The sequence below is a fragment of the Sphaerisporangium krabiense genome, assembly GCF_014200435.1.
Lineage (GTDB): Bacteria > Actinomycetota > Actinomycetes > Streptosporangiales > Streptosporangiaceae > Sphaerisporangium > Sphaerisporangium krabiense.
In genome coordinates this window covers 4,040,677-4,058,215 of the sequence record NZ_JACHBR010000001.1, presented here as the reverse complement: position 1 = coordinate 4,058,215, position 17,539 = coordinate 4,040,677, and the positions used below count along the sequence as shown (strand labels likewise).

At 71.5% G+C, this 17,539-nt stretch carries 18 protein-coding genes; 8 read left to right on the top strand and 10 right to left on the bottom strand.

Features of this window, described 5'->3' with window-relative positions:
* The first annotated feature begins 251 nt into the window (after positions 1–251).
* On the top strand, positions 252–1,688 hold the full coding sequence (locus tag BJ981_RS17950) for an aldehyde dehydrogenase (protein WP_184612473.1): 1,437 nt from the start codon (positions 252–254) through the stop codon (positions 1,686–1,688).
* Between the two features lie 113 nt (positions 1,689–1,801).
* On the opposite strand, the gene BJ981_RS17945 is transcribed toward BJ981_RS17950, so the two are convergent.
* Positions 1,802–2,170 carry a VOC family protein gene (locus BJ981_RS17945; RefSeq protein ID WP_184612472.1) on the bottom strand — a complete coding sequence of 123 codons (369 nt, stop codon included), beginning with the start codon at positions 2,168–2,170 and terminating at the stop codon, positions 1,802–1,804.
* A gap of 63 nt (positions 2,171–2,233) precedes the next feature.
* Between BJ981_RS17945 and BJ981_RS17940 the strand changes: the two genes are divergently transcribed.
* Positions 2,234–2,692, top strand: coding sequence for a MarR family winged helix-turn-helix transcriptional regulator (locus BJ981_RS17940; protein WP_184612471.1), 459 nt, complete (start codon positions 2,234–2,236; stop codon positions 2,690–2,692).
* Positions 2,693–2,886: 194 nt separating this feature from the next.
* On the opposite strand, the gene BJ981_RS17935 is transcribed toward BJ981_RS17940, so the two are convergent.
* From BJ981_RS17935 to BJ981_RS17925, 3 genes are read right to left on the bottom strand one after another with little or no spacing between them, the layout of a single operon-like run.
* Entirely contained in the window at positions 2,887–4,017 is a 1,131-nt protein-coding gene (locus tag BJ981_RS17935; RefSeq protein ID WP_184612470.1) for an acetate/propionate family kinase, read from the bottom strand.
* A complete protein-coding gene (locus tag BJ981_RS17930; RefSeq protein WP_184612469.1) occupies positions 4,014–4,856 on the bottom strand; it encodes an alpha/beta hydrolase in 843 nt (280 codons plus the stop codon). The genes BJ981_RS17935 and BJ981_RS17930 overlap by 4 nt, the downstream gene beginning before the upstream one ends.
* A complete protein-coding gene (locus BJ981_RS17925) occupies positions 4,823–5,101 on the bottom strand; it encodes a hypothetical protein (RefSeq protein WP_184612468.1) in 279 nt (92 codons plus the stop codon). The genes BJ981_RS17930 and BJ981_RS17925 overlap by 34 nt, the downstream gene beginning before the upstream one ends.
* 248 nt (positions 5,102–5,349) lie before the next feature.
* Here BJ981_RS17925 and typA point away from each other — a divergent pair, with 248 nt between their 5' ends.
* On the top strand, positions 5,350–7,200 hold the full coding sequence (typA, locus tag BJ981_RS17920) for a translational GTPase TypA (RefSeq protein WP_184612467.1): 1,851 nt from the start codon (positions 5,350–5,352) through the stop codon (positions 7,198–7,200).
* Positions 7,201–7,224: 24 nt separating this feature from the next.
* Here the strand turns inward: typA and BJ981_RS17915 are convergent, their stop codons facing one another.
* From BJ981_RS17915 to BJ981_RS17905, 3 genes are all read right to left on the bottom strand, one after another.
* A complete protein-coding gene (locus BJ981_RS17915; RefSeq protein WP_239139211.1) occupies positions 7,225–8,118 on the bottom strand; it encodes a polysaccharide deacetylase family protein in 894 nt (297 codons plus the stop codon).
* 29 nt (positions 8,119–8,147) lie between these two features.
* A complete protein-coding gene (locus BJ981_RS17910) occupies positions 8,148–8,453 on the bottom strand; it encodes a hypothetical protein (protein WP_184612465.1) in 306 nt (101 codons plus the stop codon).
* A 178-nt stretch (positions 8,454–8,631) separates the two neighbouring features.
* Positions 8,632–9,225 (bottom strand): helix-turn-helix domain-containing protein, encoded by a 594-nt coding sequence (locus tag BJ981_RS17905; RefSeq protein WP_184612464.1) that lies wholly within the window; start codon positions 9,223–9,225, stop codon positions 8,632–8,634.
* Positions 9,226–9,310: 85 nt separating this feature from the next.
* Between BJ981_RS17905 and BJ981_RS17900 the strand changes: the two genes are divergently transcribed.
* Complete coding sequence (locus BJ981_RS17900) at positions 9,311–10,153, top strand: EamA family transporter (RefSeq protein WP_184612463.1); 843 nt, start codon at positions 9,311–9,313, stop codon at positions 10,151–10,153.
* 84 nt (positions 10,154–10,237) lie between these two features.
* Here BJ981_RS17900 and BJ981_RS17895 read toward each other — a convergent pair whose 3' ends face one another.
* Positions 10,238–10,831: a sigma-70 family RNA polymerase sigma factor gene (locus BJ981_RS17895; protein ID WP_184612462.1), complete on the bottom strand. Its 594-nt coding sequence runs from the start codon at positions 10,829–10,831 to the stop codon at positions 10,238–10,240.
* Positions 10,832–11,116: 285 nt separating this feature from the next.
* Between BJ981_RS17895 and BJ981_RS17890 the strand changes: the two genes are divergently transcribed.
* Entirely contained in the window at positions 11,117–12,190 is a 1,074-nt protein-coding gene (locus BJ981_RS17890) for a PLP-dependent cysteine synthase family protein (protein WP_184612461.1), read from the top strand.
* A gap of 11 nt (positions 12,191–12,201) precedes the next feature.
* On the opposite strand, the gene BJ981_RS17885 is transcribed toward BJ981_RS17890, so the two are convergent.
* Entirely contained in the window at positions 12,202–13,206 is a 1,005-nt protein-coding gene (locus tag BJ981_RS17885) for an ABC transporter substrate-binding protein (RefSeq protein WP_184612460.1), read from the bottom strand.
* A gap of 183 nt (positions 13,207–13,389) precedes the next feature.
* On the opposite strand from BJ981_RS17885, the gene BJ981_RS17880 reads away from it, so the two are divergent.
* Genes BJ981_RS17880 through BJ981_RS17870 form a run of 3 tightly spaced genes read left to right on the top strand, consistent with a single transcriptional unit; the run spans position 13,390 to position 16,303 of the window.
* Entirely contained in the window at positions 13,390–14,424 is a 1,035-nt protein-coding gene (locus tag BJ981_RS17880; protein ID WP_184612459.1) for a FecCD family ABC transporter permease, read from the top strand.
* Positions 14,421–15,503, top strand: a complete 1,083-nt coding sequence (locus tag BJ981_RS17875; RefSeq protein ID WP_184612458.1) for a FecCD family ABC transporter permease — start codon at positions 14,421–14,423, stop codon at positions 15,501–15,503. Before BJ981_RS17880 ends, BJ981_RS17875 begins: the two co-directional genes overlap by 4 nt.
* Positions 15,500–16,303, top strand: a complete 804-nt coding sequence (locus BJ981_RS17870) for an ABC transporter ATP-binding protein (protein WP_184612457.1) — start codon at positions 15,500–15,502, stop codon at positions 16,301–16,303. The genes BJ981_RS17875 and BJ981_RS17870 overlap by 4 nt, the downstream gene beginning before the upstream one ends.
* A gap of 7 nt (positions 16,304–16,310) precedes the next feature.
* Here the strand turns inward: BJ981_RS17870 and ftsY are convergent, their stop codons facing one another.
* Positions 16,311–17,492, bottom strand: coding sequence for a signal recognition particle-docking protein FtsY (gene ftsY / locus BJ981_RS17865; protein ID WP_184612456.1), 1,182 nt, complete (start codon positions 17,490–17,492; stop codon positions 16,311–16,313).
* Positions 17,493–17,539: the final 47 nt, after the last annotated feature.

The window sequence follows — 17,539 nt, the reverse complement described above, 5'->3', positions numbered from 1 at the left end:
CCACACGATCGGAAGAACCTACACACCATTGGCGAACTATCTACCACTTCGGGAAGATCCTGGAGTTCGGTTTCCCCGGAATCGGGCCCGACCGTATCGCGCCGCCCACGCCGCCTTGCCACCGCCCCGGCCCCGCGCCTTGCCAACGCGGCCAGAACATGATTCGGTCACAAGGGTCCGGGCGTCGCGGCCTCCGTCGCGCCGCCGGACTCGCGACCAGCCGGCCGTCCGACCGAAGGAGGCACGCCCGAATGCTCCAGCACGACCGTCTTTTCATCGGGGGCGACTGGGTGGCCCCCGCGGGCACCGGGACGATCGACGTCATCTCCCCCCACACCGAGGAGATCGTCGGCCGCGTCCCCGACGGCACCCCCGCCGACATGGACCGCGCCGTCGAGGCCGCCCGTCACGCCTTCGACCACGGCCCCTGGCCGAGGATGACCATGGCCGAGCGCGCCGAGGTGGTCGGCAGGCTCGCCGGCCTGTACGCCGCGCGCCAGGCCGAGATGGCCGAGCTGATCACCCGCGAGATGGGCTCCCCCATCACGTTCTCGCAGCTGGCCCAGGCCCCGCAGCCGCTCGGCATGCTGCAGTACTACAGCGCGCTCGGCGCGACGTTCGCGGTCGAGGACGAGCGCCCCGGCGTCTTCGGCCCGGTCGTCGTGCGCCGCGAACCCGTCGGCGTGGTCGCCGCCGTCGTGCCGTGGAACGTCCCCCAGTTCGTGATCATGACCAAGCTCGCGCCCGCGCTCGTCGCCGGATGCGCCATCGTGATCAAACCCGCGCCCGAGACGCCGCTGGACGCCTACCCGCTCGCCGAGATGATCCGGGAGGCCGGGATCCCGGAGGGCGTGGTCAACATCGTGGCCGCGGGACGGGAGGCCGGCGAGCACCTGGTGGCGCACCCGGGCGTCGACAAGGTCGCCTTCACCGGCTCCACCGCCGCGGGCCGCCGCATCGGGGCGATCTGCGGCGAGCGGCTCAAACGCTGCAGCCTCGAACTGGGCGGCAAGTCGGCGGCGATCATCCTGGACGACTGCGACCTCAACGCCGCGATGGGCTTCCTCTCCATCGCCTCCCTGATGAACAACGGCCAGGCGTGCGTGGCCCAGACCCGCATCCTCGCCTCCGCCTCCCGCTACGAGGAGGTCGTGCAGGCCGTCGCGGACATGGTGGCCGGCCAGCAGGTGGGCGACCCGTCCGACCCGGCCACCGGCATCGGCCCGCTCGTCGCCAGACGACAGCAGGAGCGCGTCGAGGGCTACATCAGGTCCGGCATCGAGGAGGGCGCCAAGCCCGTCGTCGGCGGCCTCGACCGTCCCCGTGACCGCGGCTGGTACGTCGCCCCCACCGTCTTCGCCGGGGTCACCAACGACATGCGCGTCGCCCGCGAGGAGATCTTCGGCCCGGTGCTGGCGGTCATCCCCTACCGCGACGAGGAGGACGCCGTCCGCATCGCCAACGACAGCGACTACGGCCTGTCCGGCTCGGTCTGGACCGCCGACACCGACCACGGCATGGACATCGCCCGCCGCGTCCGCACCGGCACCTACGGCGTCAACCTGATGAACACCATGGACCCCTCCACCCCCTTCGGCGGCTTCAAGGCCAGCGGCATAGGCCGCGAACTCGGCCCCGAGGGCCTGTCGTCCTACCTGGAATACAAGTCCATCGCCCGCCTCGGCTGAACCGCCCGGCTTTTGCGGGGAGGCGGCCCACCAGAGTAGGTCCTCGCCTCCGGCTCGGGCCGTCTTCCCCAGGTGGCTCCCGCCAACGGTGAGCGTCGGTGGCGTTCGGCCTGTCAGGCGCGGTCGTGGAGGGTGACCTGGTAGCCGTCGGGGTCGGCGAAGGTGAATGTCCGGCCGAAGGGGCCGTCGATCGGTGCGGAGACGATGGTGTGACCGTCGGCGACGAGAGCATCGTGGATGGCCTGGACGTCGGTGGCGTGGAGCCAGATCGCGGCGCCGATGCCGGGCTGGGCGACGGATGCGAGATCGGTGCCGGGAACGACGTCGCGGAGCGCGAACGCGATCGGCTTCGTCTCGAAGACGACGGCGTGCGGAGGTCCGGCCTGCGAGCGGACGAGGCCGAGGTACCGCTCGTAGAACGCCTGCGAAGCGTCGAGGTCGCGCGCCTGGAGCGAGATGAAGTCGGGGCCGGTGGCGGGCATGGTGATGCTCCTTCTCTTCGTGTCAGATTCCTGACACAGGCCAACGTATGTCAGAATCCTGACATGAGTCAAAACGGCCGCGGCATCGACCTGGACAAATCACTGGGCTACCTGCTGAAAGAGGCTTCGAGCGCCCTGCGCGCGGCCATGGAGGAGGTGTTGCGGCCACTCGGGATGAGCGTGACGCACTACTCCTGCCTCGAGCTGCTGGCTCAACGGCCGGGCTTGTCGAACTCCGAGCTCGCGCGCGGCGCGTTCGTCACACGGCAGTCGATGAACGTGCTGCTCCAGACCCTGGAACGAGAGGGCTACGTGACCAGGCCCGCGGAGGCGCCCGTCGGGAAGGCTCTCCCCGCGCGGCTCACGCCCCGCGGCCGGCGGAGCCTGGAGAAGGCGACCGTAGCGGTCCGGTCCGTCGAGGTCAGAATGCTGGCCGGCATGACCGAGACCGAGCAGTCGGACGCGTTCCGGATCCTGCAGAGCATGATTCATTCCCTGCGCGACGGCGACGACGGCGCATAGCCCGCCGGAGGCGAGGACCTTTTCCTGGTCGAGGCGCCGACGAGCGGGCGGGCGGAGCCTCGCCCAGGGCGCTTGGCGCCGCTGGGCGATGGCCCGCGGGGGAGAGAAGGCGAGATCGCCCCCGCAGACGAGCGCTGCCCTGAACCGGAGCCCTCGTCGTGGATCTCATACCTCCTCGTGGAGGTAGACGACACTTATGGGGATTTGGTTCGCGCCACTACGGCGGAAGTTTCGAGGGCGATCTCCAGTTCCTCGTCGGTGGGGATGACGGCGACCGCTACGGCGGAGTCGTCGGTGGAGATCAGGCGGGTGCCGGAGGCGGAGGCGTTGCGGACGGGGTCCAGGCGGATGCCGAGGGGGTGGAGGCCGGAGAGGACGTTCTGCCTGACCAGCGGGGAGTTCTCTCCCACGCCACCGGTGAAGGCGATCACGTCGACCCGGCCGAGGACGGCGCAGTAGGCGCCGATGTACTTGCGCAGGCGGTGGCAGTAGACGTCGTAGGCGAGGACGGCGTCCGGGTCGCCTGCCTCGACGCGGGCGATGACCGTCCGCATGTCGTTCTCGCCGCACAGCCCTTGCAGGCCGCTGTGCCGGAACAGCATGGCCTCGACCTCGTCGGGGGACATGCCCGAACGGATCAGCACGAAGATGACGGCGGGGTCGATGTCGCCAGAGCGGGTGCCCATGACCAGGCCCTCCAGCGGGGTCATGCCCATGGAGGTGTCCACGCACGTCCCGGCGGAGACGGCCGAGGCGCTGGCCCCGTTGCCGAGGTGCAGCACGATCGCGTTGGCGCTGTCGGGGCGGCCGACGAGCTCGGCGGCCACGCGGGAGACGTACGCCGTGGAGGTGCCGTGGAAGCCGTACCGGCGCACGCCGTTGCGCTCGGCGATCTCGCGGTCGATGGCGTAGGTGCGGGCGGCGGGCGGGATCGTGCTGTGGAAGGCGGTGTCGAAGACGGCGACCTGCGGGAGGTCGGGCCTGAGCCTGCGCGTGATCTCGATGCCGGCGAGGTTGGCCGGGTTGTGGAGGGGGGCGAGCGGGACGGCCTCCGCGATGTGCTTGACCACGTCGTCGGTGATGAGCACGGGGCCGGTGAACAGGGGGCCGCCGTGGACGACGCGGTGGCCGATCGCGGTGAGCTCGGGCGAGTCCAGGGAGACCTCGTGGGCCACGATCCGCAGCGCGGCCTCGTGGTCGGGGACGGGGGACCCGTGCTCGCCGATGCGTTCGACCTTGCCGCCGACGAGGACGCGCGTGGGGCCGTCGAGGTCGATGAGCTGGTACTTGACCGATGAGGATCCGGAGTTGAGAACGAGGATCACTCGGGCACCGTCCGCTCGGGGGCGTCGGGGACCTCGGCGGCGCCGGGAACGTCGCGGCGGTCCGGGGATGGGGGGCGATCCGCGAGGCGGGGCAGGTGGGAGATCCAGCGGCCGATGCGCCGGATCAGGTCGGGCGTCGCCGAGGACTCGGCGTGGCCGTACCCGGGCTCGATCCACAGTTCCTTGGGCTCGCGGGCGGCCTCGTAGAGCTGGTGGGCGTGTTCCAGGGGGAAGAAGGTGTCGGCGTCGCCGTGGACGATCAGGAAGGGCGCCGGCGAGACGCGTCCGGCGGCCTCGTGCGGGGCGAGCGGCACGGGGTTCCAGGGGATGGAGCGGATGCGGGTGCGTTTGACCAGCCGGGCGGCCATCCGTCCGGGGGCCTTCTCGATGGCCCAGTGGACCTGCCGCATCGGCCGCGTGCCCCGGTAGTACCAGCGGGCGGGGCCGCTCACCGCGACGACGCCGTCCGTCCCGCCGTGCAGGGCGGCGTGGCGGACGGCCACGGCGGCGCCCATCGAGAACCCGACGGTCACGACGCGCGTGTAGCCGATGGACCGGGCGTGGGCGACGGCGGCGGCGACGTCCAGGACCTCGGCGTCGCCGACCGTGGACAGGCCGCCCGACCTGCCGTGCCCGCGGAAGTCGAAGGCGACGACGCCGCCGTAGCCGCTGAGCACGTGGGCGATGCGCCGGGTCGTGGTCTCGCGCCATGAGCCGGTGAAGCCGTGCGCGAGGACGATGCCGAGGCCGGCGTCGCCGCGCGAGGGGGTGTGCGCCGCGTCGATCCGCACACCGTCCTTGGTCATCAGGGTCGCGGGGAAGGCCGCGGCGAGGGGCATGTCACGAGCTTATGCGCGTCGTGCCCGCCGCAGGCGGCCGACCGGGCCGCGAGGGGCCGCGCGGCCGTCTCGTCGTCCGCCTTGGCCGACATCGGCATGACGAACCCGGCCGCGAAAGCGGCGACCACCAGCGCCCATACGGCGAGACGGCAGCGTTCTCCGAGGTGCCGTCTGCACACGAACGGGATCAGCGGCTGCATCACCTGTTCGGTGGCGGCGAATCGCGTCTGTCCTTCGTCCACCATGCTGGCTGTCTTCCCGAGGGGGGAGGGGTTAGTCCAGCGTGCTCGGTTCCTTGACCCGGGGCACGGCCTTCCCGGACGTCCGGATACCGGCATTCGGCCTGGTCATCGGCGAGATCCGGTCTTGGTGAAATCTGCGGGAATTGTCCGACTTTGCACGGAGGCGCGCGTGGCGGTAAGGGCGATCGCCTAAAATGGCATGGGCCGCGATGTCCGCGGTCGGCCCCCACGAACCAGAGCGAGACTCCATCATGCCTTTGAACAGCCGCGACGACCTGCGGAACATCGCGATCATCGCGCACGTCGACCACGGCAAGACCACGCTGGTGGACGCCATGCTCTGGCAGTCCGGAGCCTTCCGCGCCAACCAGGACGTCGACGAGCGGGTCATGGACTCCAACGACCTGGAGCGCGAGAAGGGCATCACCATTCTCGCCAAGAACACCGCCGTCCGGCACGGCGGCATGACCCTCAACATCATCGACACCCCGGGCCACGCCGACTTCGGCGGCGAGGTCGAGCGCGGCCTGTCGATGGTGGACGGCGTCGTGCTGCTGGTCGACGCCTCCGAGGGTCCGCTGCCCCAGACGCGCTTCGTGCTGCGCAAGGCGCTGACCGCCAAGATGCCGGTCATCCTCTGCATCAACAAGGTGGACCGTCCCGACGCCCGCATCGCCGAGGTCGTGGACGAGGTGTACGAGCTGTTCATGGACCTCGACGCCACCGAGGAGCAGATCGACTTCCCGATCGTCTACGCCTCCGCCAAGGCCGGCCGGGCCAGCCTGACCCGCCCGCAGGACGGCGGCATGCCCGACTCCGAGGACCTGGAGCCACTGTTCGAGACGATCGCCTCGACGATCCCGGCCCCGGTGTTCGACCCGTCCGCGCCGCTGCAGGCCCACGTCACCAACCTGGACGCCTCCAGCTACCTCGGCCGCATCGCCCTGTGCCGCGTCCACCAGGGCACGATCAAGAAGGGCCAGCAGGTCGCCTGGTGCCGCACCGACGGCAGCATCCAGCGGGTCAAGGTCAGCGAGCTGCTGATGACCGAGGCCCTGGAGCGCAAGCCCGCCGAGGAGGCCGGGCCCGGCGACATCATCGCCATCGCCGGAATTCCCGACATCATGATCGGCGAGACGCTGGCCGACCCCGACGACCCGCGTCCCCTGCCGCTGATCACGGTGGACGAGCCGGCGATCTCGATGACGATCGGCACCAACACCAGCCCCCTGGTGGGCAAGGTCAAGGGCGGCAAGGTCACCGCACGTCTCGTCAAGGACCGTCTGGACAAGGAGCTGGTCGGCAACGTGTCGCTGCGCGTGCTGCCGACCGACCGTCCCGACGCCTGGGAGGTCCAGGGCCGCGGCGAGCTGGCACTGGCCGTCCTGGTCGAGCAGATGCGCCGCGAGGGGTACGAGCTGACCGTCGGCAAGCCGCAGGTCGTCACCCGCGAGATCGACGGCAAGGTGCACGAGCCGGTCGAGCGGCTGACGGTGGACGCCCCCGAGGAGTACCTGGGCGCGATCACCCAGCTCCTGGCCATCCGTAAGGGCCGCATGGAGCACATGACCAACCACGGCACCGGCTGGATCCGCATGGAGTTCGTGGTGCCCGCCCGCGGGCTGATCGGCTTCCGCACCGAGTTCCTCACCGAGACGCGCGGCACCGGCCTGGTGCACCACGTCTTCGAGGCCTACGAGCCGTGGTTCGGCGAGCTGCGCACCCGCAGCAGCGGCTCCCTGGTCGCCGACCGCGCGGGCGCGGTCACGGCCTTCGCGATGCTCAACCTCCAGGAGCGCGGCACGCTGTTCGTCTCGCCGGGCACCGAGGTGTACGAGGGCATGATCGTCGGAGAGAACAGCCGCGCCGACGACATGGATGTGAACATCACCAAGGAGAAGAAGCTCACGAACATGCGGTCCTCCACGAGCGAGGAGACCGAGAAGGTCATCCCGCCGCGCTCGCTCTCGCTGGAGCAGGCGCTGGAGTTCTGCCGCGAGGACGAGTGCGTGGAGATCACCCCGCAGACCGTCCGCCTGCGCAAGGTCGTGCTGGACGCCGCGAGCCGCGCCCGCACGCTCGCCAGGTCCAAGCGCGGCTGACCCTCTCCGGCGGCGTGGCCGGCGTCAGGGCCGCTTCTTCTCCTGCTCGCCGGCCTCGCCCGCGTACTTCCCGCCCGCGGCGAGCTTCTTGTCGCCGTACAGCTCCGAGACCGTCACGAACGTGTACCCCTTGGCCGCGAGGTCGCGCAGCAGGTTGGGCACGGCGTCGACCGTGGTCTTGTGGATGTCGTGCATCAGCACCACCGAGCCGGCCTTGGCGTCCGCGGCGCGCCGGGCGACGACCCCGCTGTCCTTGTCGCGCCAGTCGAGGGTGTCGACGTCCCACAGGATCTGGGCGAGGTCGGCGCGCCGGGTGGCGTCGGCGACCTTGCCGTCGGTGGCCCCGTAGGGCGGGCGCATGAGGCGCATGGTCACGCCGGTGGCGTTCCTGACCGCGTCCTGGGTGCGTTCGAGCTGGGTGAGCAGGGCCTCGGAGGACAGCGAGGGCAGCGAGGGATGGTCCCAGGAGTGGTTGCCGAGCTCGTGCCCCTCGGAGACCATGCGGCGCAGGTAGACCTGGGTGAACGGGTTGACCATCTGGCCGACCACGAAGAACGTGGCCTTGGCGTGGTGCTCGGCGAGCATGTCGAGCAGCCTGCCGGTGTAGTCGAAGGGGCCGTCGTCGAAGGTCAGCGCCACGCACTTGACCCGCTCGCAGGGGATGGAGCGGCGTTGCGGCGCGACGACGGGCCGGGATCCCGGCCAGCCGGGCTGCTGGGCGATCACGCGGAAGGCCAGCAGGGCCGGGTCCGCCGCCGGGCGGACGGGGGGTGAGGTGCGGACGGGGGCGACGTCATCTCTCTGGTTCCTCCGGATCGGGGCGGCCACCTCGCCGCACCCTGACAGGACGAGCGCCGTCGCGAGGGAGAGCGAGAGCGGAAGGAGCGAGACCAATATCCCCGCGCGAAATCCAGCCACCGTAAGCTCCCCCCGGACAGCGGCAGGGGTTACGGGTACTTTTCTGCCGTTTCCCCCCGCAAAGTCTTGGCGAGCTCTTCCCACCAGGAAGGGACGTCGGCCCGCAACTCCGCGTAACGACGCGCCACCCGAATGGCGCATCCACCCGGATCCGTACCCAGATGGCGACGTTTCACCACACCCTCCTGCCAACGGTAAAAGCCATCACGGTACGTGACGACCAGCCCAATCCAGACAGAAAGCATGGCTTCCTCGCACACGGAGTACGCGTCGTCGACTCCGAGCCCCGCGAGCTCGACACGCAGCTTGGCCATGGCCGCGCGAGGGTCGGTCACCCGTCCACCCCCCGGGCGACCATCGGCGGGACGGGGACGCGGCCGCGGAGCCGGCCGAGGGGATGAGTCTTCAGCTCCTGCACACCGATGATGTACCCGTATCGGACATGCCCTCGCACCGTTGTGAGCGAGACGTGATGTGTCCGTAAGGTCGCGGCACGGGGACGGGCGGGAGGTCCTACTCGCCCGGCACGTGGTCGGGGATCTGGCGGGGCTCGGTGACGACCATGATGAACCGCAGCGTCCCCTCGGTCTCGTTGGCGTAGCGGTGCGGCCGGTCGGCGCTGAACAGGACGGCCTCGTCCCTCCCGACGACGTGCGCGCCGCCGTACACCGTCAGGGTCAGCTCGCCCTCCAGGACCGTGAGCATCTCACGGGTGCCCGCGGGGTGCGCGTCGCCGTCGTGGTGCTCCCCCGGCGCGAGGGTCCAGTCCCACAGCTCCAGGATCGCGGGCGCGTCGGAGCCGACGAGGAGGCGCGCGGAGCCGCCCTTGTCGCTGCGCCACAGGGTGACGACGTCGCTGGCGTGCACGACCCGGACCACCGGGGTGTCGGAGACCTCGACGAGGCGCGCGACCGTGACCCCGAGGGCGTCGGCGATGCGCGTGAGGGTGGAGACGCTGGGGTTGGTGCGGCACTGCTCGATCTGCACGAGCATGCCGCGGCTCACCCCCGAGCGGGCCGCCAGGGCGTCCAGCGTCAGGCCGCGGTGGGCGCGCTGGGCTCGGACGTTGCTGGCGATCGCGGCGGTGACGGTTTCCGGATCCGGCATGAGTGCAGTGTAGTGTCCGTTGTGTTCACCAGATTAGTCCTAATATATTGCACTAAGAGTGCATTGGACTGGGGGGTGAGCCGGGATGGCGGCGGTACTGCTGGCGACCATCTGTGCCGTCGTCTACGGCATGGCCGACTTCTTCGGCGGGCTCGCCACCAGACGCTCCCGGGTCCTCGCCGTCGTGCTGGTCAGCCAGATCGCCGGGCTGCTCTTCGTGCTGCCGCTGCTCCCGCTCCTGCCGGGCGCGCCGAGCCTCGGCGGGCTGGCCTGGGGCATGGGCGCCGGGCTCTGCGGCGGCCTCGCGCTGATCTTCTTCTACCGGGCGCTGGCCGGGGGCGTGATGTCGGTGGTCGCGCCCACGACCGCCACCATGTCCGTGGCGCTTCCCGTGCTCGTCGGCCTCACCATGGGCGAACGGCCGGAGCCGCTCGCGCTCGGCGGGGTGGCGCTCGCGCTCGGCGCGGTGATCCTCGTCGGCCGCGACTCCACCACCGCCGGGGCGCGCATGGCCTTCGGGCCCGTCGTCCAGGCCCTGGCCGCGGGGGCGGGCTTCGGCGCGTTCTTCGTCCTGCTCAAGCAGGTGCCCGAGGGCACCGGCATGTGGCCGCTGTTCGGCGCGCGCCTCGCCTCGGTCACCCTGGTCGGGGCGCTGGCCCTGCTCACCGGGCGCACGCTGCGCCCCGGGCGCGGTTCGCTCCCCACGATCGTCACCGCGGGCGTGCTCGACATGGCCGCCAACGTGCTCTACCTGCTGGCGGCGCAGCGCGGGCTGCTCGTCGTGGTGGCGGTGCTCGTGTCCCTGTACCCGGCCAGCACGCTGGTGCTGGCCCGCTGGGTGCTGAAGGAGCGGCTCAACGCCGTCCAGGCGTCGGGCATCGGCCTCGCCCTCGGCGCCATCGCCCTCATCGCCGCCACCGCCGCGTGACGCCCGCCGCGTCCCGGACATGACGAAGGCCGGCACGATCGCCGTGCCGGCCTTGACGGAGCCTCGGGAAAGGGCGGCCGGGAATCAGGCGGCCTGGAACTGCGGGGTGCGCACCGCGCCCTCTTCGTGGGCGTAGCCTTCCAGCATCGTCCTGAGCTGGCGGCGGCCGCGGTGCAGCCGCGACATGACCGTGCCGATCGGCGTGCCCATGCGCTCGGCGATCTCCTTGTACGCGAAGCCCTCCACGTCCGCGAGGTACACCGCGACGCGGAACTCCTCCGGAAGGGCGCGCAAGGCGTTCATCACGACGCTGTCGGGAAGCTGCTCAAGGGCCTCGGTCTCCGCCGAGCGCAGCCCCGTGGACATGTGGGACTCCGCGGCGGCGAGCTGCCAGTCCTCGATGTCCTCCGCCGTGGACAGCTTCGGCGACCGCTGCTGCTTGCGGTAGTCGTTGATGAAATTGTTCGTCAGGATCCGGTGCAGCCACGCCTTCAGGTTCGTGCCGGGCCGGAACTGGTGGTAGGAGGTGTAGGCCTTGGCCACCGTCTCCTGCACGAGATCCTCGGCGTCCGCCGTGTTGCGGGTGAGGCGCATCGCCGACGCGAAGAGCTGGCTGGTCACCGGCATGACGTCGCGTTCGAACCACGCACGACGCTGCTGCTCGGTCATCGAGATCATGTCATCCCCCTCATGCCTGCTGACCCCCGTTACCCATCCGGCTTGAACCCATGCAGGCTCGGTAACCGCTTACTCCATCTGACGGCCGATCACATGCTCATGGTTCACCCATAAGTGTGACGTTAAGGGTTTTTGCTGGTCAGGGAGGCCCGTCAAGCGGTATGGCCCGAGGTGGCGACGTCACACCCGGTACCGGACAAGTCTCATTATAGTAACAGACTCCACCCAAAACGGTAGAAAGTGTGGTAAGGCTCACACAGATACGGTAGCGGGTACGGTGACGCCATGAAGTACGTGGACCGGCACGACCGTACGACGCGCGACTGGGTGGCCGAGGCGATCCGCACGGTCGAGGCCGACGCCAACCGTAGCTGCGACACCCACCTGCACGTCTTCCCCCTCCCCCCACGCTGGGGCGTCGACCTGTACCTGAAGGACGAGTCCGTCCACCCCACCGGCTCGCTCAAGCACCGCCTGGCCAGATCGCTGTTCCTGTACGGCCTGGCGAACGGCAACATCGGCCCGTCCACGACCGTCATCGAGGCGTCCAGCGGCTCCACCGCCGTCAGCGAGGCCTACTTCTGCCGCATGCTCGGGCTGCCGTTCGTCGCGGTCATGCCCGCGTCCACCTCGCCGGAGAAGATCGCGCTCATCGAGTTCTACGGCGGCAAGTGCCGGCTCGTCGAGGACCCCAAGGCGATCTACGAGGAGTCGCACCGCCTGGCCGAGGACACCGGCGGCCACTTCATGGACCAGTTCACCTACGCCGAGCGCGCCACCGACTGGCGGGGCAACAACAACATCGCCGAGAGCATCTACCAGCAGATGTCCCTGGAGCGGCACCCCGAGCCCGCCTGGATCGTGGTCGGCGCCGGCACCGGCGGCACCTCCGCCACGATCGGCAGGTACATCCGCTACCGCCGCCACGCCACCCGCCTCGCCGTCGTGGACCCCGACGGCTCGGCGTTCTACCCCTCCTGGGTCGACGGCGAGACGGGCACGACGGCCCGCGGGTCGCGGATCGAGGGCATCGGCCGCCCGCGGGTCGAGCCGTCCTTCCTGCCCACGGTCATCGACCGCATGGTCCAGGTGCCGGACGCCGCCTCGATCGCGGCCATGCGCTGGGTGCGGGAGGTCACCGGGCGGGACGTCGGCGGGTCCACGGGCACGAACGTCGCCGCCGCCGTCGAGATCATCAAGGAGATGCGCGCGAACGGCGAGCACGGGAGCGTGGTCACGCTGATCTGCGACGGCGGCGAGCGCTACCGCTGCACCTACGGGGACGACTCCTGGCTCGCCGGGCACGGCATCGACATCGCCCCTCCGCTGGAGGAGATGCGCGCCTTCCTGCGGGAGTGAGCGCGACCCGGTCAGGCGCCGGTGGCGGGCACGCCGAACGTGCCGGCGAGGTCGTCGAGGATCTTCTCCGCGCCGAGGATGCCGCACGCGGTCATCCAGGTGAGGTCGTCCACCTCGTGACGCTCGCCCTTCAGTCGCGCCCAGAGGGGGTTGGCCTCGAACTTCTGCTGGATCTTCCGCACGTCGCCCTTGTCGTCGGGATAGGTCGCGACGAAGATGTGATCGGCGTCCAGGTCGGCGATGCGCTCCTCGCTGATGTCCACGGCGATGGTGTCGGTGGTCGTGGGCTGGCCCTGCGGCCGGGGGAGGCCGACGTCCTTCAGGACGATGCCGGAGTAGGAGTTCTCGACGTACAGCCGGACGGTCGGCTCGCCGGCGAAGCGGGCGATCGTGACGGACGGCATCGTGCCGGAGTTCTTCGCCTTGATCGCCGCGCCGATGCCCTGGGCGCGCTTCTCGTAGCCGCCGATCCTCTGCTCGGCGAGGTCCTCCTTGCCGAGGGCCGTGCCCATGAGGCGGAGGTTCTCCTTCCACAGCGCGCCGGTGGTCTCGCTGAAGACGGTCGGGGCGATCTTGGACAGTTTGTCGTACAGCGCCTCGTGCCGGACCTTGGCGGAGACGATCAGGTCGGGCTTCAGCGCGATGATCTTCTCCAGGCCGGGCGCCTCCAGCGTGCCGACGACCTGGGCGTTCGCGCCGTACCGCTGGGCGTTCTCGCCCAGGTAGTCGGGCAGCTTCTCGCTCAGGGACCGATAGGTCGTGAAGCCGACGACCTCGGCGTCCAGGGCCACCACGGCGTCGACGAAGCTCTGGTCGAGCGCCACCACCCGCTTGGGGGCGGCCGGGATCTCGGTCGTGCCCATCGCGTGCGTGACGGTGCGGGGGAAGGCCGCGGCGGACGCCGGGGCGCCGCTCTCCGTGGCGGGTCCGGCGGCCGTGGGCTCGTCGCCGGCCCCGCATCCGGCGAGGCCGATGAGGACCGCGGCGGCCACGCCGACGGCGCGCAGAACTCGCATCTCAGTCATCCTCCGGTCATGTTTAGGTCAACCTAAATTAGGTAAGGCAGCCCTAATCTGACATACTCATCCCTGGTTCGGCAAAGGACGCTCGCCACGAGAGGCGCAGCAAGAGGCACCAAAGGTGCGTATCGCCCTTAGCCCTACAGACCTCACGAAAGCCACAGGGAAGGGCCGCAGGAGATGACCGCAGCGGCGGGGACGGCGCGTACGCCGCTCCCCCGGGCCCGGCGGCGTCTGGTCGTGCCCGGACTCCTGCTCGCCGTGCTCGCGGCCGTCCTGCTCAGCGTCACGGTCGGGGCCAAGCCGGTCTCCCCCGGCGACGTCTGGCACGCCCTGTGGAGCCCGGACGGCGGCGAGAGCGACATCATCGTCCGCGGCCTGCGCGTCCCCCGCACCCTCCTCGGGCTCCTCGCCGGGCCGGCGCTCGGCGTCGCCGGCGCGCTCGCCCAGGGCCACACCCGCAACCCCCTGGCCGACCCCGGCCTGCTCGGCGTCACCCAGGGCGCGGCGTTCGCCACGGTGCTGAGCATCGTGCTCTTCCGCCTGGACGGCGTCTACGGCTACATCTGGTTCGGCCTGGCCGGAGCCCTGATCGCCGGGGGCGCCGTTTTCGCGATCGGCCTCGCGGGCGGGCGCGGCGGGCCGACCCCGGTCACGCTGGCCCTGGCGGGCACCGCCGTCAGCGCGCTGCTGTACGCGCTCACCTCCACGGTCGTCCTGCTGGACCAGCAGGCCATGGACGTCTTCCGCTTCTGGCAGATCGGCTCGATCGCCGGGCGCGACGCCGCGATCGCCGGGCAGGTGCTGCCGTTCGTCGCCGCGGGCCTGATCCTCGCCTTCGCCAACGCGCGCGGCCTGGACGCCCTCGCGCTCGGCGACGACGTGGCCCGCGGCCTCGGCAGGCGGGTGCCGCTCACCCGCACCGTGGGCCTGGCGTCGATCACGCTGCTCACCGGGGCCGCGGTCGCCGCCTGCGGGGCGCTCGCCTTCGTCGGGCTCATCGTGCCCCACCTGGCCCGCGCGCTCGCCGGCGCCGACCACCGGCGGCTCCTGCTGTACTCCGCGCTCACCGGGGCGGCCCTGCTCCTGCTCGCCGACGTGCTCGGCCGCGTCGTCGCGCGGCCGGGCGAGCTGGAGGTCGGCGTGGTGCTCGCCCTGCTCGGCGCCCCGTTCTTCGTCGTGCTGATCCGCCGCGGCCGGGCGGTGCGCCTGTGAGCGCACCGGAGCTGCGGCTGCGGCGGCAGCGGCCGGTGCGGATCGCCGGCGCGTCCTGGCTGCTGCGCCCGCGCGCCGCCGCCGTCACCCTCGCCGGACTCGCCGCCCTGCTCCTGCTCATGGGCCTGAACGTCCGGCTCGGCGACATCCCCCTGACCCTGGCCGACGTCGCCCGGACCGTCCTCGGCGGCGGCGACGCCGGGGACCGGCTCGTCGTCATGGAACTGCGCCTGCCACGCGCGCTCACCGGGGCCCTCGTGGGCGCCGCGCTCGCGATCTCCGGGGCTGTCACCCAGGCCATCGCCCGCAACCCGCTGGCCGGGCCGGACATCCTCGGCGTCACCTCCGGGGCGAGCGTGGCCGTCGTGGCGCTGACCGTGCTGACCGGCACCGCGCACGGCGGCGCGGGCGGCACGCTCGCCGCGATCGGGATACCCCTGGCGGCCGTGGCCGGCGGCCTGGCGGGCGCCGCGCTGGTGTACGGGCTGGCGTGGCGCAAGGGGATGGACGGCTACCGGCTGATCCTCGTCGGCGTCGGCGTCGTCGCGGTGTTCACGAACGTCAAGTACTGGCTGCTCACCGCGGGCGACGTCAACGACGCGGCCCGCGCGATGGTGTGGATCAGCGGATCACTCAACGGCAGGGGGTTCGAGCACGTCGTGCCCGTGGCCGCCGCGCTCGCCGTGCTGGTCCCCGCCACCCTGCTCGGCTCCCGCACGCTCGGCGCGCTGCGGCTCGGCGACGACACCGCGCGCGGCCTCGGCGTGCGGATCGACCGCGGCCGGGGGGCGCTGCTGCTCGCCGCCGTGCTGCTGGCCTCCGTCGCCACGGCCGCGGCCGGGCCGATCACGTTCGTGGCGCTGGCCTCGCCGCAGATCGCGCTGCGGCTCGCCGGGGTGGCCCAGCCGCCCGTCGTGGTCTCCGCGGTCACCGGGGCCGTCCTGGTCGCCGCCGCGGACCTGGCCGCGCGGACGCTGACCCCGGTGGAGCTGCCGGTCGGCATCGTCACGGCGGTGCTCGGCGCACCGTACCTGGTCTTCCTGCTCATCCGCACCCGGCGCGTCAAAGGTGGCACATGAGACTTCAGGCCGCGCGGCTCGAACTCGGCTACGGCGACCGTCTCGTCGTGGACGGCCTCGACCTCGGCGTCGAGTCCGGCACGGTGACCGCGATCATCGGCCCGAACGGGTGCGGGAAGTCCACGCTGCTGCGCGCGCTCGGCCGGCTGCTCAAACCCGCCGGCGGGCACGTGCTGCTGGACGGCGCGCGCATCGACAGGATGCCGAGCCGTGAGGTCGCCAAGACCCTCGGCGTGCTGCCCCAGGCGCCCAGCGCGCCCGAGGGGCTCACCGTGGGCGACCTGGTGGCACGGGGACGGCACCCCCACCAGGCGTGGTACCGGCAGTGGTCCGCGCGGGACGAGGCGGCGGTCGCCGAGGCGCTGCGGATGACCGGCCTGCTGGAGCTGGCCGAGCGGCCTCTGGACGAGCTGTCCGGCGGGCAGCGGCAGCGGGCGTGGATCTCGATGGCCCTGGCCCAGGGCACCCCGCTGCTCCTGCTGGACGAGCCGACGACGTTCCTGGACCTGGCCCACCAGATCGAGGTGCTCGACCTGGTCGCCCGGCTCAGGGACGAGCTCGGCCGCACGGTCGTCATGGTGCTGCACGACCTCAACCTGGCCGCCCGCTACGCCGACCGCCTGGTGGCGATGCGCGACGGCCGCCTGGTCGCCACCGGGAGCCCGCACGAGGTGCTGACCGAGCCGCTTCTGTCGGAGGTCTTCGACCTGCGGGCCAAGGTCGTCCCCGACCCGGTCTTCGCCACGCCGATGATCGTGCCCATCGGCCTCCGCCGCCCCGCGGCGGAGGCCGGGGCCTAGAACCTCGTCAGCGGCCGTTGTCGCCGAGGATGGCGTCGACGAAGACCTCGGGGTCGAAGGGGGCCAGGTCGTCGGGGCCCTCGCCGAGGCCGACGAGCTTGACCGGGACGCCCAGCTCGCGCTGGACGGCGATCACGATGCCGCCCTTGGCCGTGCCGTCCAGCTTGGTCAGCACGATGCCGGTGACGTTCACCGCCTCGGCGAACACCTGGGCCTGGCGCATGCCGTTCTGCCCGGTGGTGGCGTCCAGGACGAGCAGGACCTCGTCCACGGTGGCCTTCTTCTCGATGACCCGCTTGACCTTGCCGAGCTCGTCCATGAGGCCGGTCTTGGTGTGCAGGCGGCCCGCCGTGTCGACGATGACGGTGTCCACCTTGTCGTCGATGCCCTTGCTGACCGCGTCGAAGGCCACGGACGCCGGGTCGGCGCCCTCGTCCTTGCGCACGACCTCCGCGCCGACGCGCTCGCCCCAGGTCTGGAGCTGGTCGGCGGCGGCGGCGCGGAAGGTGTCGGCGGCGCCGAGGACGACCGTGCGGCCGTCGCCGATCAGCGCGCGGGCGAGCTTGCCGGTGGTGGTGGTCTTGCCGGTGCCGTTGACGCCGACCACCAGGACGACGGCGGGACGCTCGCCGTGCGGGGCGGTGCGCAGCGTGCGGTCCATGTCGGCGCCGATCTGGGTGAGGAGCTGCTCGCGCAGCAGGCCGCGCACCTCGCCGACGTCGCGGGAGCCGAGGACCTTCACGCGGGTGCGCAGCTCGTCGACCATGGCGCGGGTGGGGGCGACGCCGACATCGGCGGTGATCAGGGTGTCCTCGACCTCGTCCCACGCGTCGTCGTCGAGACGGTCGCGGGACAGCAGTTCGAGCAGGCCCTTGCCGAGGGAGGTCTGCGAGCGGGCGAGCCGGGCGCGCAGCCGCACCATGCGCCCCGCGGAGGGAGGGGGGATCTCGATCTCGGGAACCACCACGGGCTCCACCGGCCTGGCCGGAGGCGGCACGGTGGTGGTGATGGTGTCTTCCTCGATCACACCGGCCGGCGGGGCCTGGTCGCGCTCGGGAAGAGTCGGCGCCTGCGGCGGGGGGACCGGCGGCGCGTGCCGCCGGCTGGGCCGGAACAGCAGGAACATGCCGCCCAGCGCGAGCGCCGCGACGACGATGACGATCACAATGATGCCGAGATACCCATCCACAAGATGTCAGTTTTCCAGACGGGCGGGCGTGCTGCCGCCCGGGCTCG